Below are 22,230 nucleotides of genomic sequence, written 5' to 3'. Positions count from 1 at the left end.
TAGATCCTACTGATCCTACGGTAGGTGATGACCGTTCAACCGCGCCAGTTGCTGTCGATGACCTCGAAACAGGTTTAGTAGGTTCTCCTGTGACTGTGGCTGTGGTTGGCAATGACACCGATGCTGAAGGCGACCTAGATCCGACCACTGTCATGATCACTGTGTCACCAGCAGGTAGCACCATTGCTGCTGATGGCAAATCGGTTGACGTATCAGGCGAAGGCGTTTGGACAGTTAATCCAACCACTGGTGACATCACCTTTACCCCAGAGACAGGCTTCACAGGTGATCCAACGCCAATCAGCTATACCGTTGATGACCTTACAGGTAAGACCTCGAATGAAGCGACTGTCACCATCGATTACGATCAACCAACTAACATCTCAGTATCGTCGCCTGCCCGTGTTTCTGAAGAAGGTTTGGCTGGAGGTAATCCAGATACCAATCCAGATTCAACTTTAGATACCACTGATTCAGCAACGGATACTGATAATAATTGGATTAGAGTAACTGATACTGATACAGATTTGTCAAATTCGGTGGTCAACTTTGTCCTACCAACTGCTGTACAGAACATTACTAGCCAAGGCAATCCAGTAGATTTCCGTATTGATTCGGCGACAGGTAATATTGTTGGTGAATATACCTATACAGACAGTGCTGGTGCTCCTCAAGTTCAGAATGTTCTGACTATAAGTTTAAATGGTAATAAAGAAGCCATAACTGATGGTTATCAGTTTGGATATGATGTGGTATTAGGCGCGCCTGTAGACCACATACTAGGTGACAATACTGAAGGTGTATTACCTGTTAGTTTTGGTATCGAAGTCTTTGAAAATGCTACTGCCACTGAGTCATTAGCTAAATCTGATGAGTTACTAGTGATAGTTGAAGACGACTCTCCTTTACCTCAACCTGTGGTTTGGAATATTGATGTTCAGCAAGAGACCATCACTATCAATGGCTTACAAACAGGTTTCGATGAGACATTGTTCACTCGACCAACACGTGCAGGCTATTTGATTGCTGATGCAGATAATGTCGCTGCTGGTAGCACAGGAACCACTGTTGAATCACGGAACTATGGCGGTACAATTGGAATATTGTCTGCTGAGCAAGATGCTACGTACCAAGCAGGTGATGGTAACACTTATGTAGACTCTTTGGATGAGGGTATTTATTGGGGTAGACCAGCAGGAACGACTCCTCCTGCAGGGTATACCACTTATGAAAATACCAACTATCAAGGTGCTGGTCAAGGAGTTAAGTTCGAGACTGATATTGATTTAGGTAATTTTTCACATATCAACTTTAGTATCTATGGAGATGGCGGTACGTTGATTGAGACGAGTCTTAACGTCGACTTTACAATTGATGTGAATGGCAATTCTGAGCCAATTTCAGTTGATTATTTGCTTAAGCATAATGAAACTCCCAATGGTAATACGGCTGAGTTTTATGGTTTAACTTCAGCAGAATATGATGCTACCTTTGTGGCTAGTGACTTCATCATCATACCGAATGCATCCCGAGTTATAACGATTGCTGGTCAGCAATATAAGCTTGATTTGGAGCTTGTAAATAAAGATCCAAATGCAGCTGTTGACTCTGATAGAAACAAAACGTTCCTGAAAGCTTATCAAACTAAAATTAATGGTTCTTACGATCCAGCATTGGACGATGAAGGTACCTTTGTGGTAAACAGTGAAGAAGGTAAGGAAAATACTTATGACATCATTGGTAAGCTAACGCCGTTAAATCCATTGCCTGAATTAGCCGATAACGTTGTGATTGCAGGACAAGTAGCGGTGGGTGCAGATGCTGTTGATTACACTAACCCGACTGGCACTGGTATTGTCTGGTCAGGCACATCGACCACTGGTGCTAATGGAATAGCCATTATCGATACAGATAGTGATATGACTAACTATGAGTTCAAAACAGACTATGGTGTGTTTGTTGGTTATGCCAATGGTAGTTATAAATTCAGTGCAGCTAAAAATATCTCAGAGATTGTGTCGCCTGGTCAAGATGATATTGATGTGTTCTCCTTTACATATAAAGATGCTGATGGTGATACGGCCACCTCAACAGTGACACTGAACTATAATGAGTATGCAACGCCTCAAAATCCTAACTCAATAGATAATCTTGCTCCACGTGGCACTGATAATAATGATTACTTATTAGGTACAAACCAAGCGGAAACATTGAACGGCGGTGCAGGAAATGATACTTTAGTTGGTCTGAGCGGTGCAGATACTTTGCTAGGCGGCGAGGGTAGCGATACTATAGTATTTGATAAAAATGATGTTTCTATTGATGGCGGCACAAACTTAGACGGTAGTCAAGAGAATGACACCTTAGTGATTACCGACACGAGTATTATTGCTAGCAATGATATGAATAACGTTACTAACTTTGAAACTCTTGATTTGACGAATAATACTGCTCAAACACTAAATCTAAACTTGAGTGATGTTATTAGTATGACTGATGGTAATAATCAGTTATTTATCAAAGGTGATAGCGTTGATACCGTCAATGTATCTGGTATGACTAAGTCTGGTACTTCTGATCAAGCAGGTTATGATCTGTACCAAGACGCCGGTAGTATAGCGCAGTTATACATCCAAACTGATATCATTGATAATGTTATTTAGTAGTATTCAATAAGGATGAGATGCGGCTGCTATAGCGCATCTTATACCAACTAACAAATACAGCTATCGTCATTCAAAAAGCCATAACTTGTTGTGGCTTTTTGATTAATAAGTTATGACAATAGTTTAAGTATAGCGGTTATCTATCACTTTCTGATGACTCAGGTATCGTCTGATTTTTATTTGCAGATGAGGAAGGCGGAGATGTTATAGGAGTTATAGGATAGTCATATTTTACTGAAGGCGTTGCCGTTGCACTCTTATTGGAAGGTGTGTCTGTTTGATACTGTTGTATCTGGCTTTGATTGTATTTTTTAACTTCGCCGATGAGTTTAGAAAGTTGATCAGCATCCTTATCGATGTCAGCATCTAATTGTTGATATTCTTTAGTCTGTTTAAGGGTATACTCAGGCGGCTCTTGTTGAGTATCGAGGACTAAATCGGTATTGGGTTTTAGATTGTTGTTAGCATTAAGTCTTGATGCTTGCTCAATTGAGGCACTGCTATCTTTTTGTCCTTCGTTTTGAACAATGGACTTTGTCTTTTGAGTGGTGACCACATTCTTATCTGCTAAGTTTTTTTCAGTATTGGCGGTCATATTAATGTCAGCAGTATTCGTCCCATCCTTTTGCAGGTCACTGGATTGGGTAGCCATGTCTTTTTCACTATCTAATGGTGTTAGCTCGTTCTCTTCTATAACAGAAGCTGATATTAAGCCAGTGTTATTAAGTAGTGGTTCTTCTGTTGATGATTTTTTATCATTAAAGACCGTAAAATAGATGACCACTGCAACCAAAACATGAATTGACACTGCCAGTATAATAGCTATTGATGATCGGTCTTTTGATTTTTTTAGGCGATTAGAGGGTGGTAAGAGTTGAGTCATAAGGTTATGATCCATACGTCAAAAATAGGGATTTAATAGGCAGTTTATATTAAATAATTAGGCTGTGTTTTAATAATGTGTTGATAGGGTTTCTTAGTAAATGGTAAAATAACTCTACAAGCTTTAATCTGTAAGGGCTTAACCATGTCAACCACTACAAAAAATATCGATATCCTCAAACAGTTATTCAACAACCTCTCTGAGAAAGAAAAACAGCTCTTTCTTGGTGATATTTCAGGTCAAAATTCTCTTGAAAAAGTTATTGCACCTAAAGAGGTATCAAAATGCCCTCATTGCGACTCTACCAATTTCGTCAAAAATGGCACTAAATGCAACAACCAACGCTACTTGTGCCGTGACTGTAAAAAATCATTTGTTGAGCAAACAGGCACTATATTATACAACTCGCAAAAAGGCATTGAGGTTTGGGAAAAGTATATCCACTGTATGATTGAGAAGTACCCCTTACGCAAATGTGCCAAAATATGCGGTATCAACTTAGCCACTGCATTTGCATGGAGACACAAGATACTCGATGCGCTACAAAGCATGATGACTGATGTTGAACTTGATGGTGTTGTGCAAGCTGATGAAACTTTTACAGCCGTATCATACAAAGGCAATCATAAGTCTTTTAAGTTGCCACGTACAGCCTACAAGAGAGGAACTAAGGCGAGTAAGCGTGGCTTATCAACAGAAAAGGTTTGTATTCCTTGTGCGGTCAATTTAGACGGTCTATCCGTTGCTAAAATATCAAACCTAGGCAAACCATCACTAAAGAATTTGCAAAAAGTATTGAATGGTAATATATCTAAAAACTCAGTATTTGTTACCGACTCATTATGTCCTTATCAAAAACTATCACTGGATATGGAGTTAAATCATATCCGTATTACCACTAAGAAACGTAGCAATGGCTTGTTTAACATTCAGACTGTCAATAGCTATCACCGTAGACTTAAGGACCTTATAACCCACCGTTTTAAGGGTGTGGCTACCAAGTATTTGAATAACTACCTTGTGTACCATAATTTTGTCAACTTTGCTAAAGGTTCATCAGAGAGTAAAGAGTCTATATTGCTTGATTTTATTCGCAATACTCTATGTACGAGCAAAACGATTGATATATCTACTCGACCAGTTATTCCATTATAACTTTAGTTTTTACCCTTGTTGTGGTTAATAGCATTAGTCGGATTGATGGTGCAGAAGATTTTTTGGTGGTGTTCTTTTATGTCGATTATGGCTGTGCCTGATGCCAGCGTACTTTTTAGAACACCACCTCATTTAGTAAGCGCTGCTGGATAGTCGCAGTCAGGATGGGAGTTTGAGGTGATTAACCATCTTAAAAAAGACGCTTCACAGTTTTGCAAGCGTCTAATCAGAGATTACTTAGATTATTAAATAGCTATCTGGTATAGAAAGTTAACGATATTCTTCATAAAGATCAGCGATCATTTCTCTGCCAACAAGCTGCCAACCAAAGTCCTTATATACAACGGTATAAAGATACTTGTAGCGTGGAGAATTACTACCGTCATTACCGTAGTCAGATGATATAACAGACAGAATGCCATCATTGTAAGAAACAGCTTCCATGAAACGTGAGTTTATATCATAGTTATTATTACCAGAATCTATAGTGTCTACAATATCGCGCTCACGAGCAACAAACTTACCTTTTTCTCTATCTCTTTCAAAAGAAGTTATGAAGCCCATGTATGTACCACTACCACCAGCACAAGCATTATCTCCACGCCAATAAACAAGGTATCTAGTGCCAAAAACACTGTTACTGTTAAATGAAGATTGTGACTCAACTAAATGAACGTCAGTTACATCAGTACGGTTATCTTCGCTGTCACGTTCGAAAGTAGTAATACAGGCTGTGGATTTCGCATAGTTTTTGGCTTGACGAAGTACTTCCAGCTTTTCAGATACAGGCGGTGTTTGAGATGATGCTCTTTCTATCTCTAGTTGTGCCATAGCAAGTTCAGTGGCTGCATTATTATATGGAGTTGCAATCGCACCAAGTGGTAACCCCAGTGCAATTAAAGTCATAAGAGGTTTTTTAAAAAAATTAATGATTGTTATAGTTAGCTGAATGTAAAACTGTTATAGATTTAAACGCGCTACTGGTATAAATTTTACTTGCGTGCTGCGTTCCCAGAGGCTGCGCAAAATTCATCCCAGTAGCGCTATGACATTTTTAGAGTGTATCGACTATAGCTCCTTAAAAAGTAATTTTAGCTGTCGAGAAAGCTTAGAAGGTTACAGTAGTCAAAGCGATAATTTTATTAAAACTAATCATGAGTTTTTATACCCTAAGATGGAGATCAGATTAAATAGTTTTGTTGCTTGAGTTTATCTTATCGTATTAGTTGTTCAATATAAACCTTACATTAGATATTTACCCGATTATTAAGACTTTAATACAAGCTATTCTTATCGTATATCAGAAAAACCCATACTTATTATTTCAAACCCACGTAAAAAACAGACGGTTGTTATGGTGATATAGTCAAATTCACCTAAAAGTGTTATAAACTAATTATCAAATTCAATTGTTATTATAAAGACCATGACTTACTCACTAGATTTCCGCAAACAAGTACTAAAAAGCTTAGACGAGGGTATGACCTTTGCCGAGGCAGCTAAATTCTATAACCTCAGCCCAACCACCATACAAAACTGGAAGAGACGTGTTCATAGTAAAACAACCAGGCAAACCAAACCCTATAAAATACCAGATGATGTGCTACTTAATGATGTTAAAGAACATCCTGATGATTATCAGTACGAGCGAGCACGTCGTCTAAACTGTAGTAAAACAGGCAATCATCATACCCTAAAGCGCCTAGGCATCAGTCAAAAAAAGACATTAGAACATCCAAAAGCTTGCCCAATAAAAAGAGCGGTGTATCAGGGAAAGCTTGAGCACTTTAAGCAGCAAGGCTACCCCATTGTATATATATACGCGCGCGGCTTTGAGGCTGAAACCATTCGCTCTCATGGTTATGCACCGATTGGTAAGCCTTGTATCGATAGCTACAACTGGCAAGGTAAAAAGCGAACCAACGTTATTGGTGCTCTGTATAACAAGATGCTGTTTGCGCTAGATTACTTTGAGACAAACATCAACAGCATCGTCTTCTATCACTGGTGCAAACACAAACTAATCCCAAGTCTTAAAACAAAATGCGTGATTGTGATGGATAACGCCAGATTTCATAAGAGCAAACGCATTCAAAAGCTACTAAACAGGCACGGGCATCGTATTCTTTGGTTGCCGCCGTACAGCCCTGATCTGAATCCTGAGCGAGGATAAAGCAAAGCATTGCTTTGCCCGAGCGCAAGACGAGAGCTGTGCTCGAGTGGGAGAAAAAATGGGCTCAGGTGAAGTTTCTACGCCAAGGCTGGATGGAAAATGACTTATCCAAATTGTTTTATGATATTTGTCCAAGCTATAACAATTTTATTTTGAACTGACTATATTTGTATTTTCCCTTTGTTTAAAGCATAACTGAGCCGAACTGAATGAATGTTTACCAGTACAATTTACCCATAAAAAGGTCACTGAATAAATTGTTCGCTACGAAGCGAGCGTGGCATAGCATAGCTTGGAGTATGCTATTCATAGCATCATCAGGTACAGCATTTGCCAATGCGGACACTTATATGAATACGCTTATTAACCAAGCGATTCAAAGCCATCCTTTGGTTGGTTCAGCGCGAGCAGAACAACAGGCTACTACTGAAAGCATTCGAGCTGCTAAGCTTAATATGCTACCGGCTCCTACACTGTCTACAGGCTATGATCCAGAGGATGGTATGGTATCACAGCTACAGATTAGGCAGTCGCTGTGGACTGGCGGTAAGTTGACGGCAAATGTGAATCAAGCCATATTTGATGACAAAGCAGCGACAGAATATGTCTATGAGCAACAAAATCAAGTGGCCAAAACCACCATTGAAGCGTGGCAAAGCTATATTACCGCTGTGTCTAAACAAAGTGTCTATTACGATAATTTGCAACTGCTAGCAGAGTTTGAATCGATGATGCAGCGCCGTGTGAATCAAGGCGTATCCGCTCGTATCGAATTAGACCTAGTCACCAACCGCATTTTGCAGGAGCAAAACGCTTATCAAGGGGCTGTTGAACAGCAGCGTATTGCTATTGCTCGCCTAGAACAGATTGCTGGACGTCGGATAACAGCGGCTGAGTTACCAGCACCCAACTTGAGCGAAATCGTCAATCGTGCTAAAGGCTACTCAAAAGCCTTTGAGAAAATGGCATTTGACCAAGCCAGCTTTTATAACCCTACAGTGGTAAAAGAGCATTATCGTGTTGAAGCCGCCAAACAAGAGGTTAAATCGATACAGTCATCGCGCTATCCAACTTTGTACGCGCAATACGAATATGACTATTATTATGATGACAAGAATAACGATAATAACAATGACAATGGTAGTGGTTTCTCAGTAGGGCTTAGCTACGACCCAGGTGCAGGGCTTTCTAATTTAGCGTTAGCAAAGGCATCAGAGTCACGCGTTAATAGCTTAGTACAATCAAAAGAAGCCTCAAGACGTCTGGTACTTGAAACCATACAAACGCAGTATCAGCAATTTGCTAGCGCTCAAGACCAAGAGCGTTCATTGATTGCCGCAGTTGCAGGAGCTCAGATTGTCGTCAGCTCCTATCGCCGTCAGTTCATTGCTGGGCGTAAATCTTGGCTTGAAGTACTTAATGCCGTACGTGAGCATTCACAATATGAGATACAGCTGGTCGAGAGTCGAACCGCCGTTATTGCAGCCTACTATAAGCTGCAAGTTGATTTTGGCATGATGTCGTGGCAACAGTTCGATAAAAGTCGTCAGCCAACTCAACTCTTTCGTCCGCTAGATCCCGTCAAAAACTGGTTGAATAACCAAAGTGATGCTAGACCACAAACGGTAGTTAGTCAAGATAACGACATGAATACATATCCTATTAATGAGGGTGTTAGCTATGACATTACTGATACTAGCTATGACGTTACTGGGACTAGCTATGATAATGACTTATTATTATCAGACGAACCTTAAATATACAGTCAAGTAAATATGAATACATCATTGTAAATATAAAGTTATATTCTTATTCACGTTGTGTGATTATTACAATATGGCTAATCAGTAGGATATGTCCATCATGAGTACACCTGTTCCAGATCTAAATATCCGCACATCTGACGGTGAGTTGGTAGTGAGTTCTAATTTACAACCGTTGATGATGTCGGAATCAGATGAACTACCCAATGAGCAAGCGGTCCAACTAGCAGCGGCGCTTCACACCCTGCTAACTGAGCAAGGGTATCCTATTGATAATGTGCGGCTCAATGGCGTGATTTATCAGCAGCAGGATTTACTAGCACTGCCTAGTATTATTGGTGTGCTTAATCAATTAGGGATTGAGCAACTACCAGAAGTGTTACCGGCACCAGATGCTGCATTTTTACCCTTATTAGCTTTGCATCCTACGCAGGGTTGGGGTGTGATCAATCAACAAAATCCGCAAGGATTATGGCAGTTCAGTCAACTAGGACAGACGAGTGCTCACCGTAGTGACGCGTTTTTACACCTATTGAGCGTGCGCTTAGGGGATGAGCCAAGCAAGCGTAGACAGTTCTCGTTCGATCAACTGCTCAAAAAGGACTTAAGGAACTATCGAGGTATCGTCGTTGAGGCCGTAGTCGCCTCATTTTTGATTAATATGTTAGCACTTGCTGTGTCACTATTCTCAATGCAAGTTTATGACCGTGTCATCCCAACGCGTAGCGAATACACGCTGATTATTCTGGCAAGTGGTGTGGGACTGGTCATTTTATTTGAAACTTTTATGAAGTTCGCCCGCTCCAAGATTATGGATAAAGTAGTGGTCAATCTTGATCAATATTTATCGCGTGAAGTTTTCCAGCGTCTGCTAAACGTGCGCATTGATCAAATGCCAGGATCAGTCGGTTCGATGGCAGCGCAGCTACGTGGTTATGAGCAAGTTCGCAGTTTTTATACTGCAAGTACGCTATTCGGTCTTGTTGACATTCCAATGGCTATTATATTTGTAACCCTGATTGTCATCATTGGTAATCCTTTAGTGGCTTTGGTACCTATTGTGGCCGCCGTTATAGCCATCATACTTGGGTTCGGCGCACGTAGAAAAATCGACAGTATTGCGGCAATTGGAGCAGCAGCGTCTTATCGCAAAACAGGTATCCTTGTGGAGACTGTGGAAGGTGTTGAGACTATCAAAGCAGGATCAGGGAATTGGAAGTTCTTATCACGTTGGCTCGATGTGATGAGCATCACCACTAAGAATGATCTTGATATGAAACATGCCAATGACAATTTGAGCTATCTGTCGCAAATGATTCAGCAGACCAGCTATGTCGGCATCGTAATTATTGGCTCGTTTGTAGTGATGTCAGGTGATATGACAATGGGTGGACTTATTGCATGCTCAATCCTAGGTGGTCGTATCTTAGCGCCAATAATGGGTATTCCTAACCTGTTAGTACAACATTCACATGCCAAAGCTGCCAAGCTAAATATCGAAAAACTATTCTCATTAGAACAAGACAATCATGGTGTCAGTCATCCCTTGTCGCCTAGCAAAATCGCTGGTAATTTTAATGTAGACAAAGTTATTTTTAATTACCAAAATAATGATCAACCCGCATTGGCAATTAGTAGTCTGAATATAACAGCAGGTGAGCGTATTGCAGTATTGGGCCCTATTGGCTCAGGTAAATCGACTTTATTAAAAGTACTGTCAGGGCTGTATGCTCCTACCCAAGGCCGGATATTATTAGATGGATTAGATATTCAGCAGATTAGTCGTGAATCTATGAGTGAGCAAGTCGGCTATCTGCAACAAGACCATCGTTTGTTCGAAGGCACACTGCGAGAAAACTTATTGATTGGTCTACCAGCGCCCAGTGATGATGTAATGCGCGACGCCCTCGTTAAGACGGGACTGATTAAATTGGTAGCCAGTCATTCTAGTGGTTTGGATTTGCCAATTAGTGAGGGAGGTAAAGGATTATCAGGGGGTCAAAAACAACTGGTAGCATTTACTCGGTTGCTGCTGACAAAACCTTCCATATTATTGATGGATGAGCCGACCGCTTCTATGGATAATCGGCAAGAACTACAATGTATTGACGTACTCAAAAAAGAGTTTGGACAAGGGCAAACGCTTATTGTGTCCACTCATAAAATGCCACTCCTACAACTGGTCGATCGCATCATTATTATGGACAATCAAAAAATCGTAATGGATGGTCCGAAGGCACAAGTTCTTGAGCAATTAAAAGGCAATGATGATCAGAAAAAAGCTAGCAAACCATCAATTAAAGTAAGCTCGCCTAGAGTGACAGTAATTAGTAATAAGACTTCGAGTATCTCACCAAAAAACGACGATAAACGTGATAATTCAGGGCAGGATAATGGATAATTATAAACATAAGTTTCATGATCCTAAAGTGGGGCGCACGCGCATTATCATTTGGGGCTCATTGGTCGGAATAATTGCACTCGTTGTCTGGGCTTATTTTGCCCAAATTGATCAAGTCACGCGAGCGACGGGAACTATCATTGCTAGCGCTCGTACACAAGATATACAAGCCGTAGAGGGTGGCGTCTTGACCGAGATATTGGTCAAAGAAGGCGAGGATGTCACTAAAGGACAGTTAATAGTTACTTTAGAGGAAGAACGTGCGCAAGCAGCGGTCGCCAACTCAGGCTCCAAAATAGCAGCACTCAAAGCTAAGATTGCACGCCTAGAGGCGGAGATATTTGAGCGACCATTGGTGTTTCCAGAAGGCATCAAAAACTATAGTGAATATATAGAAAATCAAACCCAACTCTATAATCGTCGTAAGCAAGCAATTGACCAAGATGTCAGCTCACTACAAAAGATGATGGTATTAGCCCAGCAAGAGCTGAGTATGAATGAGCCGTTATTATCGTATGGTGATGTGAGTCAGGCTGATATCATCAAGTTGCGTCGGCAAGTTGCTGAAATTCAAGCTCAAATTACTAACAAGCGTAATAAGTATTTTGAAGAAGCACAGTCAGAGATGACCAAAGCGCAAGAAGATTTAGATACTGAACTTGAACAATTACGCGATCACTCACAAGTATTAGAAGAAAAAAATCTATTTGCGCCAACAGACGGTAAAGTAAACAATATCCTAGTGACTACTATCGGCGGCGTGGTTAAGCCTGGCGAAATCATCATGAAAATATTGCCAACCAGTAGTGATTTGATCGTCGAGGCTAAAATAAAGCCCGTAGACATTGCTTATGTCAAAGAGCAGCAGGATGCCACTGTAAAGCTTGATGCTTATGATTATTCTATCTTTGGTGCTATGAATGGTACTGTGATCTATATTAGTCCAGACACATTAATGGAGCAAACTCCGAAAGGGGAAGAGCCCTATTATCGTGTACAGATAAAAATTACTGGTGCTGAATTTTCTGGGCGCAGTGATGAGATTGTCATTAAGCCTGGGATGACAGCTTCCGTCGATATTAAGGCACAGCAGCGCTCGGTACTATCATACTTAACTAAGCCCATTACTAAGACTTTCTCTGAAGGACTAGGTGAGCGTTAGCGTTCAAACCCCGATATCAATCAAGCCACCTGAGTACTCCTAAAAGCAGTAAGAACTTGCTAAGACATGCCAGCAAAAGCTTAGCGGGTCTTTTATACGCAAGGCAGCTCATTACTCTAATATTTGCAATGCTTATCGTTGATAATACTAGACCCTTAATAACCATGGTATTGCTACCTAAGAAGTAAGAGCTATGTCGTCAGGATACTTGTTCTTTATGAGTAGAATTTAAGTTTTGCACTCTGATTAAGTTAGAGTGAGTACGTTTTAAGCTCTAAATAAGTGACTTTAATACTCATATATTTAGGGCTTTTTATTCTTGTTGCCTATTGCCTCAACAACTAATTATTTAATAAAATCAGCCACTTGATAATTGTTATGGCGTTCTATAATGAAAAATAAAAGCCTTAAAGCGACCCAAAAATTGGTAGTGCTTACCTCACAAAATCTACGGGTTCATCCTGATGCAAAATCTGCCTTTATGGTTTGGCAGCAGCATCGATTACCTCTACTGCGACCACAGCTGGCAAGTTTAGATGACTATTATCGTCAACCACTACGATTGTGTGCTGTAGAAGATAGCTATCAGTTTTTTAATACCTTTGCGCGTATTGATGAGGTAATGAAGCTCGAGACTAGATATCGACAGCCATGCTTAATTGCACCTGAGAGCAGTCATGACATTAAACGGCTAGCATGGTGTGAGGTGCTTAGTTTATCTAGATTTAATGGTGTGGATCATCCCATGCTGTTTAAAGCGATATATCAGAATTCGCCAAAGCAGCTTATATGTGAGCTAATGGGCGTGAACCGCTTAACGGTCGCCAGTTATTGTCAGTTCGCTGGTATCAACCAAAGTGCTTATGAGTATCAGCAGTGTAAGGTAGCCAATGATGAGGCGATGCTGGGGCTGCCCAAAAACCTGAATTGGATGGACACATCTTATGGGTCACACTAAGTTACTTAATGATGTGATCGACAAACGAGCTTTGGATAAGCTTATCCCAATAGATTCACCACACCACATACAAATGCGTCAGCTCGTGATTAATGTAATTGTAGTGGCATAATGAAATAGGACAGTAGATAAGAGATACCATCTTAAAAAAGCTAAATCAAGTGCTAATTAGCTCAACTCTTGCTTGGTAAGGTTGCTGATGTTTAACCACGCCGAAACAAATATGCACAAGCTTACGCATCGCCGCACAGACAGCCTGCATTTTGCACTTACCGTTAGCAAGCAGTCGCTCATACTGCGCCTTAATGTCGGAATTATGCTTAATGGCGACTAGCGCCGGCATATACAATTTAGCTCTTACGGCACTTGAGCCATTCTTTGCTAAGCGAGACTTGCCCTTAAATAGCCCTGATTCACTATGCTTGGGAACTAGGCCTAAAAAGGCTGCCATTTGCGACGCTTGACTAAACTGCTTATTATGCATCAGCGACATCATCTGCTTTGAGACAACAGGGCCGACGCCTTTAATAGTTTGTAGCAGATATTGGTCTTGCTTTAAATTGGGATGACCATCGATATGGTCATCAATATCACCATTGAGCTTAACAATGGCGGCTTGCAAAGAGACTATCATCTGCTCAATAGACGCTTTAACGATAGGAGCGGTGTCTGTGGCCTCCGTTTTTTCCAATCGATTCAGCTCACGTTGTAAGTCTTCTTGTAGCGCGTCTAAGCGCGACAGTAAAGACTTGAGGTGACGCGCCTCTGCTGGCGGCGGTGTCCACAATTTAGGCTTAGCACTATAGGTGTAGCGGGCTAATAACATACTATCTTTCTTATCCGTCTTGTTGCGACTTCCTAAACTAGCAGCATAGCTTTTGACGTAAGCAGGATTGATGATGCTGACGTTAAGCTTTTTATCAAACCCCAATTTTGACAAACTCACCTGAGTAAATTTTCGAACCCAAAAAGGGTGCTAACAATATGCCGTATATAGTGTTAGCATCTTTTTTTGCTACTACTTATATCTAATCATTATCGATATTTATTCATCACGCTAATAATCTTAAATCCTCGTTAACAAGGCTATAAGCATCTAAGAAATTACTATTTAATCCATAAAATAATTTTATTAAAAGCATAATCATCAGTGAGCTTTAGCACTAGCCAGCTGTTTAAAGACTAATAAACACAATGATAAATACTAAAAGGGCTACTAATGCACCGAAGCGACTTAGTGTAAGATCACCATGATTAAACCCGTCAATATGAATTTATGTCGCAGATTATCGATTACGATAATGAGGATATAGAGACTATACTATGTGAGAGGCTCGATGATGAGGTTTATTTCAGTAATATTATATGAGTCACTACTGCTTTTCTAAGCTACGTCAACAGGGTTTAAAGCTGTAAGAGGATGGTTTCTTTCCGCTGAATAATGGTAGCTGTGGAGCTGGCAATGCTAAGGATAAATAAGAGGACTGGCTATCAAAAATAGTCGCAAGGTTAAATGAGCTGTTCTATACTGAAAATCTGACCGATAGAGACCTAATCAGTTACTCGCAAACTATCTGGAATAAAGTTAAAGAAAACCAAATCGCTATGAATACGAACAGAGTTAGTGTTTTGAGTGAGAGGGATTGATTAGGTCAGATAAAAACATCAGTTTTTTAGCAAAAAGTAGATTTGATTATTTATTTGCTAATGAAGTCACTTCTCCACATAGCATGCTCACATACTGCACAAAACCAACTCTCTTTTGCCCGCATACAGGCGATATCAGCAGGTACCTCAATAGGACAGGCGCTCCCACAATATTCACAGCAAACATCATCTAAGCAAGCATAGCATTGGCCTATAGTTTCAAACAATGTTTGCGAGCTAATATCATATTTTTGACAAAGCATATGGACATAATCTACATAGCTAGTTTTATGATCATAGGCCCAATAATCTTCACAGACCCGTTTATCCCAAGCATTTTGTGTCATGCTCCATTCAAACTTGATGCCCACAATATACTCCTTTTTAATGGCAGAATAACTATGATTAATGTCACATTTTTATAGTGAACATATCTATCGAACAAGTTGCACCCATCATAGGTAGCCAGCTATTGAGCAGCAAGATGAGTCTGTGACATAATAAAGCGTTAGTCAGCACAAAATAGTTTTTGACGGAGACTTAGTTATTGCCAACGAGTATTATTTTAACAGAAAAGTAGTCACTGGCAAGTATTTTTTACTTACCAATAAGGATTTTATTGTGATTTCATGTAATCTACCAGTGCTTTTAGCGGAAAGAAGATTGCGAGTTGCAGATTTAGTAAGGATGACGGACATCAGCAAGTCAACGCTTCATAGAATTTATAACGATGAGACAACTCGCATAGAATTCGATACCCTGAGTAAGTTGTGCCAAGTATTAAAAGTCACCCCAGGGGATGTTTTAAAGTATGTTCCCGATGAGAATGAAGAGAACTAAGCTTGATAGGAAGGTCTACTGATATAAAACGTTAACCTTCTCACCCAACTAAAATTGAAATTTTAAAATACTCTTTAGCCTTTATTTATCATGGGTTAGGGAGTATTTTTTTGTCTAAGAAATGGTTATGAATCAGTATTTGAGTTATCCAAAGATAAAAATATAACAGCAATATTAAAGGCTTTACAAACAATAAGTTATAACATATTATGATGAATATATTTCACTATTAATAATATTAAAATGAATAATATTCAGTTAAAGCCTACTCAGAAGTTTATAACTTTCAGTAAATATAATCTGGTTATTCATCAAGATGCGCAAAAGGCATTGTTGATATGGCATCAATTTAGGCCAAGAATGAGAGGTATAAATATAGGTGGCTTGGATGATTATTATCGCCCACCGCTACGATTGGTAGTTGGTAAAGATTCGACTTATTATTTTTTTAATGAGTTTAGAAGGTTTGATGAAATTCTAATAGAAGAGACTAGTTTACGTCAGCCTTGCTTAGTTGCCGCTGAAAGCGTCAAAGATATTAAGCGCTTGGCTTGGAGTGAGGTGGTAGAACTGGCTTTCGCAAGAGGTACTCATCATCCTGAGTTTTTTAAGGCAATCAGTAATAGTGCACCAAAAAGCATTATTTGCGAACTCATGAATATTGATCGCCTGACGGTAGACAGTTATTGTAGGTTTGCTGGTATCAGCCAAAGTGCTTATGAGTATCAGCAGTGTAAGGTAGCCAATGATGAGGCGATGCTGGGGTTGCCCAAAAACCTGAGTTGGATGGATACATCTTATGGATCACACTAAATTATTTAATGAAGTAATCGACAGGCGAGTGTTGGATAAGCTTATCCCAATAAGTTCACCACATTACATACAAATGCGTCAGCTCGTGATTGATGTAATCAGTCTGGTGCCAGATGATAATATTGATTCATTACAATCAACACCAGAATCTAATTCTGCAGACTTTACTGGGATAGACTGCACTGAGGTAATGACACAAATTATTCGGGAAGGTAAAACTGGAGAGTGGGCGGTCAGCTATCTACTGATTGTCTTTTATCAGGCATATGGCGAAGTTGATATCAATAATAATGCTTGGCGGTTTATGAGCGGCTACTTAAAAGTGTTATTTATGATCACAGCACGTCATGACAAGCACTTTGCCAAAATAGATAAGCTTGGTGTGCGTGTTCGTATGGCGCTAAGACCTAATGATCCACAACGTGGCATTCTCGACCAGTTAATCAGCATTCACGCTCATTGCAATGGCCTATCCTCATGCTTATCTGCTATCAGACAATATGAAGCAAGCGTCAAACAGGGAGTAGCAGAAGGTAAAACAGCAAATCAATATCTTGGTAGTAAAATTGGTCAAATCAGGCTGGCTTATGAGGTAGCAATCGATAATAAAACCTTTGTTGGCAAAACCTATACTAAGGACACTAAACGTACAAAGTCGGCTCAAACAGTCACCAAGACAGTTGCGCATATCGATGGTGAGCCGCTACAAAGAATAGTGTTTGGTACGAAACAATCAAAAAAGCACAGTAACGTGGCAATTGCTGAAAATATTGCCGATGACGATGAAGTACCCTTGCTAGACAATAACTTTAAGCCAGCCACACAAATTGCTAAATCCTCTGAGCTGCAGCAGTGGCGATTAAAAAACAACCATCAACACGCCCGCCGTAATCAATTTCATTTCCCAACCAATCATCGTCAGCTAAGCATTACTGGATACCAGATGCTATTTGCTACGCTTTGGCAGCGCTTTATGAGTGTTGATAAAGAGAGTGGCACTGGGTATGCCGTTTTAATACTATCACTGTTAAGCGGTCTTAGTATTGATAGCATCATTGCTGATTGGCAATGCAGTCACAGTCAACGGCAGTATTTCGTCTATGACCGTGTCCGTAAAGTCAGTAGTATCGCCATCACGATTGATGTGACCACTAATACTCGAAGTCATCTGCTTGCCCATAGACAAAGCTATGGCGGTACCTTTTATCGCGCACTTCCTGAAGCTTTACAGATTATGCTTGAGGATAAAATTACCGTTTCATCCGATACTGTTAAAGCCGCTATCTCTTACGCTAAAGATATATTGAACCTGCCAGTACTGAGTCCCCAGTATATTGAAGCAGGGCTATTTATCCTTATCAAAAACGAACTTAATAAGCCCTTACATGCCGACCTGATTACAGGCGTTGATGTAAGGCATAGTTCTGCGCTGTATTACACTAGCACTAAAACGGTAGAGCTAGAGCAAACTTATATAAAAGCGGTGGAGCTGATAACTGAATACTGCAATGATGAGCAAAAAGCACTTTTAATAGATGAGTGTAGCGTACCGATGAACGGGCATAAAAGCCACATTGGTAGTGATATGACACTAAAGACCATAATGTGTCAGCAGTTCTTTAGTCAACTGGCTGTCAGTACCGAGAGCTTTAATGGCAAGCTAAAGTCCCACATGGATCGCTATATTGCGCAGTTTAATAGCTATAGTATTTGGTTGTGGCATATTGTCATGATTCAAACCGGAATTCGCCCGGTCAAGCACGCACCAGGCTTGCTACATCAGTTTGACTTTCAGCGGTGCATGCTATGGGTATCTGACAAAGAAGAGCGTCATGCGCAGTCTGATGGCAGGCTCATTCCTCTTAGCAAGTTTTTGATAACGGCTATTCAAAACTACATTATTTATATTAAGCAATTTGCTGCCATCTATAATTCATTATGTCCAGCGGCGCCTTATCCTATCAATGACATCTTGCAATCAGAACAACCCCTCATTCAAATTTACCAAAAAAATCCAAAAGGCTTTGCCAGTATTACGCCAAGCCGAGTTCGTTATCAGTTGCAAGACTTTTTTAGCCATCAGGATAACTGGCTGCGTCATCAGCTGAGATCTATGCTTATGGGGCGCGTCCCTGACCATCTGATTTGCGCGCTTTACGGTCACGAACATGCTGATCAGGAATTTATGCACCCGATGTCATCAAGCTCTATCAATCAGCTGCACCAGCTCAGTCCTCATTTAGATGCGATTGCTACAGATCTTCACTTAAAACAAATTGAGGTTCGTCTATATGGATAATGTTAGCGCTCATAAACTGCGACAGCTTAATAGAGAAGAGGCTAAAAAGAGTATCAAGCGTGATGCTAAAAAATTAATCGAAGAATATATCAACCAAAATTCTATGCAACTGCCTTGTGAGCTGCAGCATCATTATGAAGCGATTAACCAGTTACTAGAAGGGACGTTCGACACCGCTCAAAACTTCCAATTGGCGCGGCGCGGGTTCTTAGAGTTTGTTCGTGATTATAATAAAGCTCACCAGATATACCTTAATGAGCCTGTGGTACCGATACTGGCGACTCGTGAACGCTTGACCATTAACTATGACTGGTTTGTGAATGGACGCGCTGTAGCAGACAGTAGCGCGACAATGATAGAGGTTTGGCAACGAAAGCGGCGTTTTTCAGTGAGTGACTTGGTTGAGGGGTTCCTGTATTGCTGCATCGTGTATGGCGGTATTAACGACATTGAGGTGCTAAGAGCGTTCTATGATTGGCTGTTTGGTGAGCGCTGTATGTATAAAATTAACATGCCAGCGACTGATGAAAAAAGCAGAGTAGAATATTTGGCTATAATACCGCTTAGAGTGCGTGATGATAATTATGGAACTACGCTAGATGACAGCGAAAGCTTACACCGTTTTGTTGATTATGTTCCCGATGATATGAGCCTGTGTTTTTTATATGCTCTAAAGGATAAAGAGTTAAACACTGCCAAGATAAAGCCGTTTAGTACCATAATCAACGATATCTCAAAAATGCTTAAACTCACCAATAAAGATATTGATCGCCCGCAGCACTCACTGCTCATCAAACATGCCAACTACCACTGGCGACAGCTAGAGGGTAGTCTGATTGATGGTGCGCTTGCCGTGGTGAAGCAAGGCGATATAAAGACGACGGGCTTGCCTACGGATAAGCTCATTAATTATAACAAAGAAGTAATTAAACCAAGTCCTGAGCCACTCGAGTGGTCTGAGCTGTTTGATGCCAGCTATCAATCATCGATAAAGTCGAATAGCCAAAGTAGTACCATAAACTACCCTAGTTTTAGTAAAAATCTGATCAAAGAGCTACAAGATACGCTCAAATTGACTAGAAACACCGCTATTTCCACTATTACAATGTTAAAGGCAGATGCTAGCCAGCCCAATGTTCAGCGTCTACTGAGCTGGGCGCTGTCTTTACTTGGTGATCATAGCATTCGGCTTAATACCATCAGTAAATACTGCGGTTGTATCGGTCGTGATTGGCTCATGCTAACCATGGATGAAGAGTTAGATGAATGGGAAGGTGAAGACTTTGAAGAGGTGTATGAGCAAATTATCCAAAGTAAAATTAAAGATGGTCGTAGAGCTTTAGTTTTAAATAAAAGGTCAGAATCGGATGAGGATGAAGCTGTTTTAGATAATAAGTGGCCAGATCATGCGGAAGCCGGCTCTGAGCAGAATTGCGATGGTGCTATAAAAGATCAGCCTACAAAAGGTAGTAAGATTTCATATCTAGATAAACTTAAAGATACGCAAAAATTTACCTACGGTCGTCTGAAAGCTTTTCATGATCATCAGCGTACGCACTTTGATGCTCCCTATGTTTATTTCCCATGGGGTAATAATCGTCAAGTGATTAAAGCAAGCATAGTATCACCGCGTATTTATTATGCTATGACAGATTATCTCAAATCATCAGCTTTGAAGTCTGATCAGAAACGACTGTGCTTAGTTGTCTTGAGCTTGGCATATCGTACAGGTATGCGTATAAACGAATTAATTGGTATAAAAGTCTCTGATGTGACCGATATCTATACTGACAGCCTCGATAAAAAAGTTGAATTTCCTCAAATATTACTGAGACCCAATCGTTATCGACGACTAAAAAGCAGCAGTGCCAAGCGAGTGATACCGCTAGACTGTCTACTCAAACTAGATGAATTAGAGGATTTCCTCAGCTTATATCACTATCAAACCAGACTAAAACAACGCTACTTGTTTTCGCAAGGATCAGGCGATCAGCCATTGCCTCATATGTTTTTTAGTAATTTGATGAAGGTCATGTGGGATCGATTGCTTGGTGATCATGATTTTACTTTTCATAGTCTGCGGCACACGGCAATTAGCCATTTAGCGGTTGTGCTCAATCAGTCACCATTGGCACTGTTATTAACAGATTACGATGCTACGCATTGCACGGCCATCTCCAAAGGGGTTCTGGCATATAACCAAAATCAAGGAGTATGGTTTGGCCTGGCCAGTTTTGCTGGGCATCTAATACCTGATACGACATTTGAGCATTATATTCATACAGCGCATCTGCTGGCAGGTTGGCAAATGAGTGAAGCAAAACTAACGCTACCATTAACGGTTCTAGAGGCGGTCACAAAGATAAACTACCAGACAGTGAATAGAGAGGATGCTAGTGCCTACGATGCTAAAATTAAGCTAGTAATCTTAAGTAAACTACGTCCGTATCTCATAAAGAAGTTAGCTGGTCATAAAACATCTTTATTTGTTAAAGACATAGAACAAAGGAAAGACTCTGAATCTAGCCAGCAAACAACTGAAAACATAACAGACACAGAGAAATCAGAAGCAAAATCTATTTTAATCCATCCAAAATATCATGATGTGATTGCATTTTTAGAAGAAATACAAGAGCTAAAAGTTGAAAAAAGGCAAGAAAAACTAGTAGAGGTTGCTATAAGGCATGGTATCAGTATAACGGAAGCAAAATGTATCTATCACAAGGCAGAGCAAGTATTTACAAATAATAAATTGCTGCTAGGTGCACCGAGAGGACGTAAGAATCAAGAGCTACTTATCAAATTGCTTGATAGGGTTTACCAGATGTCTATTGAAGAGCCTGAACAGTTAACAGTATTCGTAGAAATATTCTCTAATAAACATAATGTGAAGACATCCTCTCTGCATTTTGGGGTAAAAGAATCACAATTAATAATGCTAAAACAGTTCGTAAGTATAGGAACTAGACTCGTTGATGGCTTGTATTGGCAGATTCGTGCGGATAGCGAGAAGACGGTTAGTCATCTTAAAAAGGAGCTAAAGCTGGACAGCAATATACGTACTGGATCTCGTGAAAACTACAAAGGTTATGAAGTCAGAGTAGTACAGAGAAAACTTAGACATTCTGATAAAAACTTGGCTAAGGCGGATAGCTACTATGCTTCTTCAGGACTTCTGAAATACGTGGGCTACTTACTTATGATATTAGTTGAAAACTAGAGCCTTTCACAATTCTGAACGACTATTTTCCTTAATATAATTTGCAATCGTCATCGAGCTGACTCATTTAAATAGGTCATATAAGCATTAATAAGCATATTAATAAGGTGACAGAGCGACAAGTCATAAGCTGAAAGGGTTGTAAGCTGATTTTCGACTTGTATGATCGAGGAAGCTGTCACAGATAATATTGCTCTGAACACTATAAGATATAAAGGTTGTCACGCTGTCACGGTAAAAAAGGAGGAGG

At 40.2% G+C, this 22,230-nt stretch carries 15 protein-coding genes; 11 read left to right on the top strand and 4 right to left on the bottom strand.

Going from position 1 to position 22,230, the window contains the following annotated elements; all coding sequences use genetic code 11:
* Nucleotides 1-2,663, top strand: a 2,663-nt coding sequence (locus IQ457_RS04705; protein WP_200662270.1) for an Ig-like domain-containing protein, incomplete at its 5' end; no start/stop codon positions are given.
* A 139-nt stretch (nucleotides 2,664-2,802) separates the two neighbouring features.
* On the opposite strand, the gene IQ457_RS04700 is transcribed toward IQ457_RS04705, so the two are convergent.
* Entirely contained in the window at nucleotides 2,803-3,549 is a 747-nt protein-coding gene (locus IQ457_RS04700; RefSeq protein ID WP_200662269.1) for a hypothetical protein, read from the bottom strand.
* Nucleotides 3,550-3,693: 144 nt separating this feature from the next.
* On the opposite strand from IQ457_RS04700, the gene IQ457_RS04695 reads away from it, so the two are divergent.
* The gene (locus IQ457_RS04695; RefSeq protein WP_200662268.1) at nucleotides 3,694-4,704 is read left to right on the top strand and encodes an IS1595 family transposase; all 1,011 of its coding nucleotides are present in this window, start codon (nucleotides 3,694-3,696) and stop codon (nucleotides 4,702-4,704) included.
* A gap of 270 nt (nucleotides 4,705-4,974) precedes the next feature.
* Here the strand turns inward: IQ457_RS04695 and IQ457_RS04690 are convergent, their stop codons facing one another.
* Nucleotides 4,975-5,610 (bottom strand): hypothetical protein, encoded by a 636-nt coding sequence (locus IQ457_RS04690; RefSeq protein ID WP_200662267.1) that lies wholly within the window; start codon nucleotides 5,608-5,610, stop codon nucleotides 4,975-4,977.
* 520 nt (nucleotides 5,611-6,130) lie between these two features.
* On the opposite strand from IQ457_RS04690, the gene IQ457_RS13550 reads away from it, so the two are divergent.
* The 5 genes from IQ457_RS13550 (at nucleotide 6,131) to IQ457_RS04665 (ending at nucleotide 13,161) form a co-directional block, all read left to right on the top strand.
* Nucleotides 6,131-6,877, top strand: a complete 747-nt coding sequence (locus IQ457_RS13550; protein ID WP_200662266.1) for an IS630 family transposase — start codon at nucleotides 6,131-6,133, stop codon at nucleotides 6,875-6,877.
* Nucleotides 6,878-7,176: 299 nt separating this feature from the next.
* A complete protein-coding gene (locus tag IQ457_RS04680) occupies nucleotides 7,177-8,634 on the top strand; it encodes a TolC family protein (RefSeq protein WP_200662265.1) in 1,458 nt (485 codons plus the stop codon).
* Between the two features lie 106 nt (nucleotides 8,635-8,740).
* The gene (locus IQ457_RS04675; protein WP_446737528.1) at nucleotides 8,741-11,041 is read left to right on the top strand and encodes a type I secretion system permease/ATPase; all 2,301 of its coding nucleotides are present in this window, start codon (nucleotides 8,741-8,743) and stop codon (nucleotides 11,039-11,041) included.
* Entirely contained in the window at nucleotides 11,034-12,203 is a 1,170-nt protein-coding gene (locus tag IQ457_RS04670; protein WP_102093440.1) for an HlyD family efflux transporter periplasmic adaptor subunit, read from the top strand. Before IQ457_RS04675 ends, IQ457_RS04670 begins: the two co-directional genes overlap by 8 nt.
* A 391-nt stretch (nucleotides 12,204-12,594) precedes the next feature.
* Nucleotides 12,595-13,161, top strand: coding sequence for a hypothetical protein (locus IQ457_RS04665; RefSeq protein ID WP_200662264.1), 567 nt, complete (start codon nucleotides 12,595-12,597; stop codon nucleotides 13,159-13,161).
* A 157-nt stretch (nucleotides 13,162-13,318) separates the two neighbouring features.
* On the opposite strand, the gene IQ457_RS04660 is transcribed toward IQ457_RS04665, so the two are convergent.
* Both IQ457_RS04660 and IQ457_RS04655 read right to left on the bottom strand, forming a co-directional pair.
* Nucleotides 13,319-14,107: an IS110 family transposase gene (locus tag IQ457_RS04660; protein WP_200662263.1), complete on the bottom strand. Its 789-nt coding sequence runs from the start codon at nucleotides 14,105-14,107 to the stop codon at nucleotides 13,319-13,321.
* Nucleotides 14,108-14,858: 751 nt separating this feature from the next.
* Nucleotides 14,859-15,179, bottom strand: coding sequence for a hypothetical protein (locus IQ457_RS04655; RefSeq protein ID WP_200662262.1), 321 nt, complete (start codon nucleotides 15,177-15,179; stop codon nucleotides 14,859-14,861).
* A 250-nt stretch (nucleotides 15,180-15,429) separates the two neighbouring features.
* On the opposite strand from IQ457_RS04655, the gene IQ457_RS04650 reads away from it, so the two are divergent.
* The 4 genes from IQ457_RS04650 to IQ457_RS04635 all read left to right on the top strand — a co-directional run bounded on the left by IQ457_RS04650 (nucleotide 15,430) and on the right by IQ457_RS04635 (nucleotide 21,980).
* On the top strand, nucleotides 15,430-15,648 hold the full coding sequence (locus IQ457_RS04650) for a helix-turn-helix domain-containing protein (protein ID WP_102077899.1): 219 nt from the start codon (nucleotides 15,430-15,432) through the stop codon (nucleotides 15,646-15,648).
* A 243-nt stretch (nucleotides 15,649-15,891) separates the two neighbouring features.
* Nucleotides 15,892-16,461, top strand: coding sequence for a hypothetical protein (locus IQ457_RS04645; RefSeq protein WP_200662261.1), 570 nt, complete (start codon nucleotides 15,892-15,894; stop codon nucleotides 16,459-16,461).
* Entirely contained in the window at nucleotides 16,448-18,760 is a 2,313-nt protein-coding gene (locus IQ457_RS04640; RefSeq protein ID WP_200662260.1) for a hypothetical protein, read from the top strand. The genes IQ457_RS04645 and IQ457_RS04640 overlap by 14 nt, the downstream gene beginning before the upstream one ends.
* Nucleotides 18,753-21,980: a site-specific integrase gene (locus tag IQ457_RS04635; RefSeq protein WP_200662259.1), complete on the top strand. Its 3,228-nt coding sequence runs from the start codon at nucleotides 18,753-18,755 to the stop codon at nucleotides 21,978-21,980. The genes IQ457_RS04640 and IQ457_RS04635 overlap by 8 nt, the downstream gene beginning before the upstream one ends.
* The last annotated feature ends 250 nt before the right edge of the window (nucleotides 21,981-22,230 follow it).

The organism is Psychrobacter sp. M9-54-1 (assembly GCF_016613355.1).
GTDB classification, from domain to species: Bacteria; Pseudomonadota; Gammaproteobacteria; order Pseudomonadales; family Moraxellaceae; genus Psychrobacter; species Psychrobacter faecalis.
The sequence above is the reverse complement of the archived record's forward strand: the minus strand, read 5'-3'. Positions and strand labels throughout refer to the sequence as shown.

What these genes read in the sequence shown, in the direction of transcription:
- IQ457_RS04700 (WP_200662269.1), bottom strand. Translation starts at nt 3,549, where the DNA reads ATGACTCAACTCTTACCACCCTCTAATCGCCTAAAAAAATCAAAAGAC.
- IQ457_RS04695 (WP_200662268.1), top strand. Translation starts at nt 3,694, where the DNA reads ATGTCAACCACTACAAAAAATATCGATATCCTCAAACAGTTATTCAAC.
- IQ457_RS04690 (WP_200662267.1), bottom strand. Translation starts at nt 5,610, where the DNA reads ATGACTTTAATTGCACTGGGGTTACCACTTGGTGCGATTGCAACTCCA.
- IQ457_RS13550 (WP_200662266.1), top strand. Translation starts at nt 6,131, where the DNA reads ATGACTTACTCACTAGATTTCCGCAAACAAGTACTAAAAAGCTTAGAC.
- IQ457_RS04680 (WP_200662265.1), top strand. Translation starts at nt 7,177, where the DNA reads ATGCTATTCATAGCATCATCAGGTACAGCATTTGCCAATGCGGACACT.
- IQ457_RS04675 (WP_446737528.1), top strand. Translation starts at nt 8,741, where the DNA reads ATGAGTACACCTGTTCCAGATCTAAATATCCGCACATCTGACGGTGAG.
- IQ457_RS04670 (WP_102093440.1), top strand. Translation starts at nt 11,034, where the DNA reads ATGGATAATTATAAACATAAGTTTCATGATCCTAAAGTGGGGCGCACG.
- IQ457_RS04665 (WP_200662264.1), top strand. Translation starts at nt 12,595, where the DNA reads ATGAAAAATAAAAGCCTTAAAGCGACCCAAAAATTGGTAGTGCTTACC.
- IQ457_RS04645 (WP_200662261.1), top strand. Translation starts at nt 15,892, where the DNA reads ATGAATAATATTCAGTTAAAGCCTACTCAGAAGTTTATAACTTTCAGT.
- IQ457_RS04640 (WP_200662260.1), top strand. Translation starts at nt 16,448, where the DNA reads ATGGATCACACTAAATTATTTAATGAAGTAATCGACAGGCGAGTGTTG.
- IQ457_RS04635 (WP_200662259.1), top strand. Translation starts at nt 18,753, where the DNA reads ATGGATAATGTTAGCGCTCATAAACTGCGACAGCTTAATAGAGAAGAG.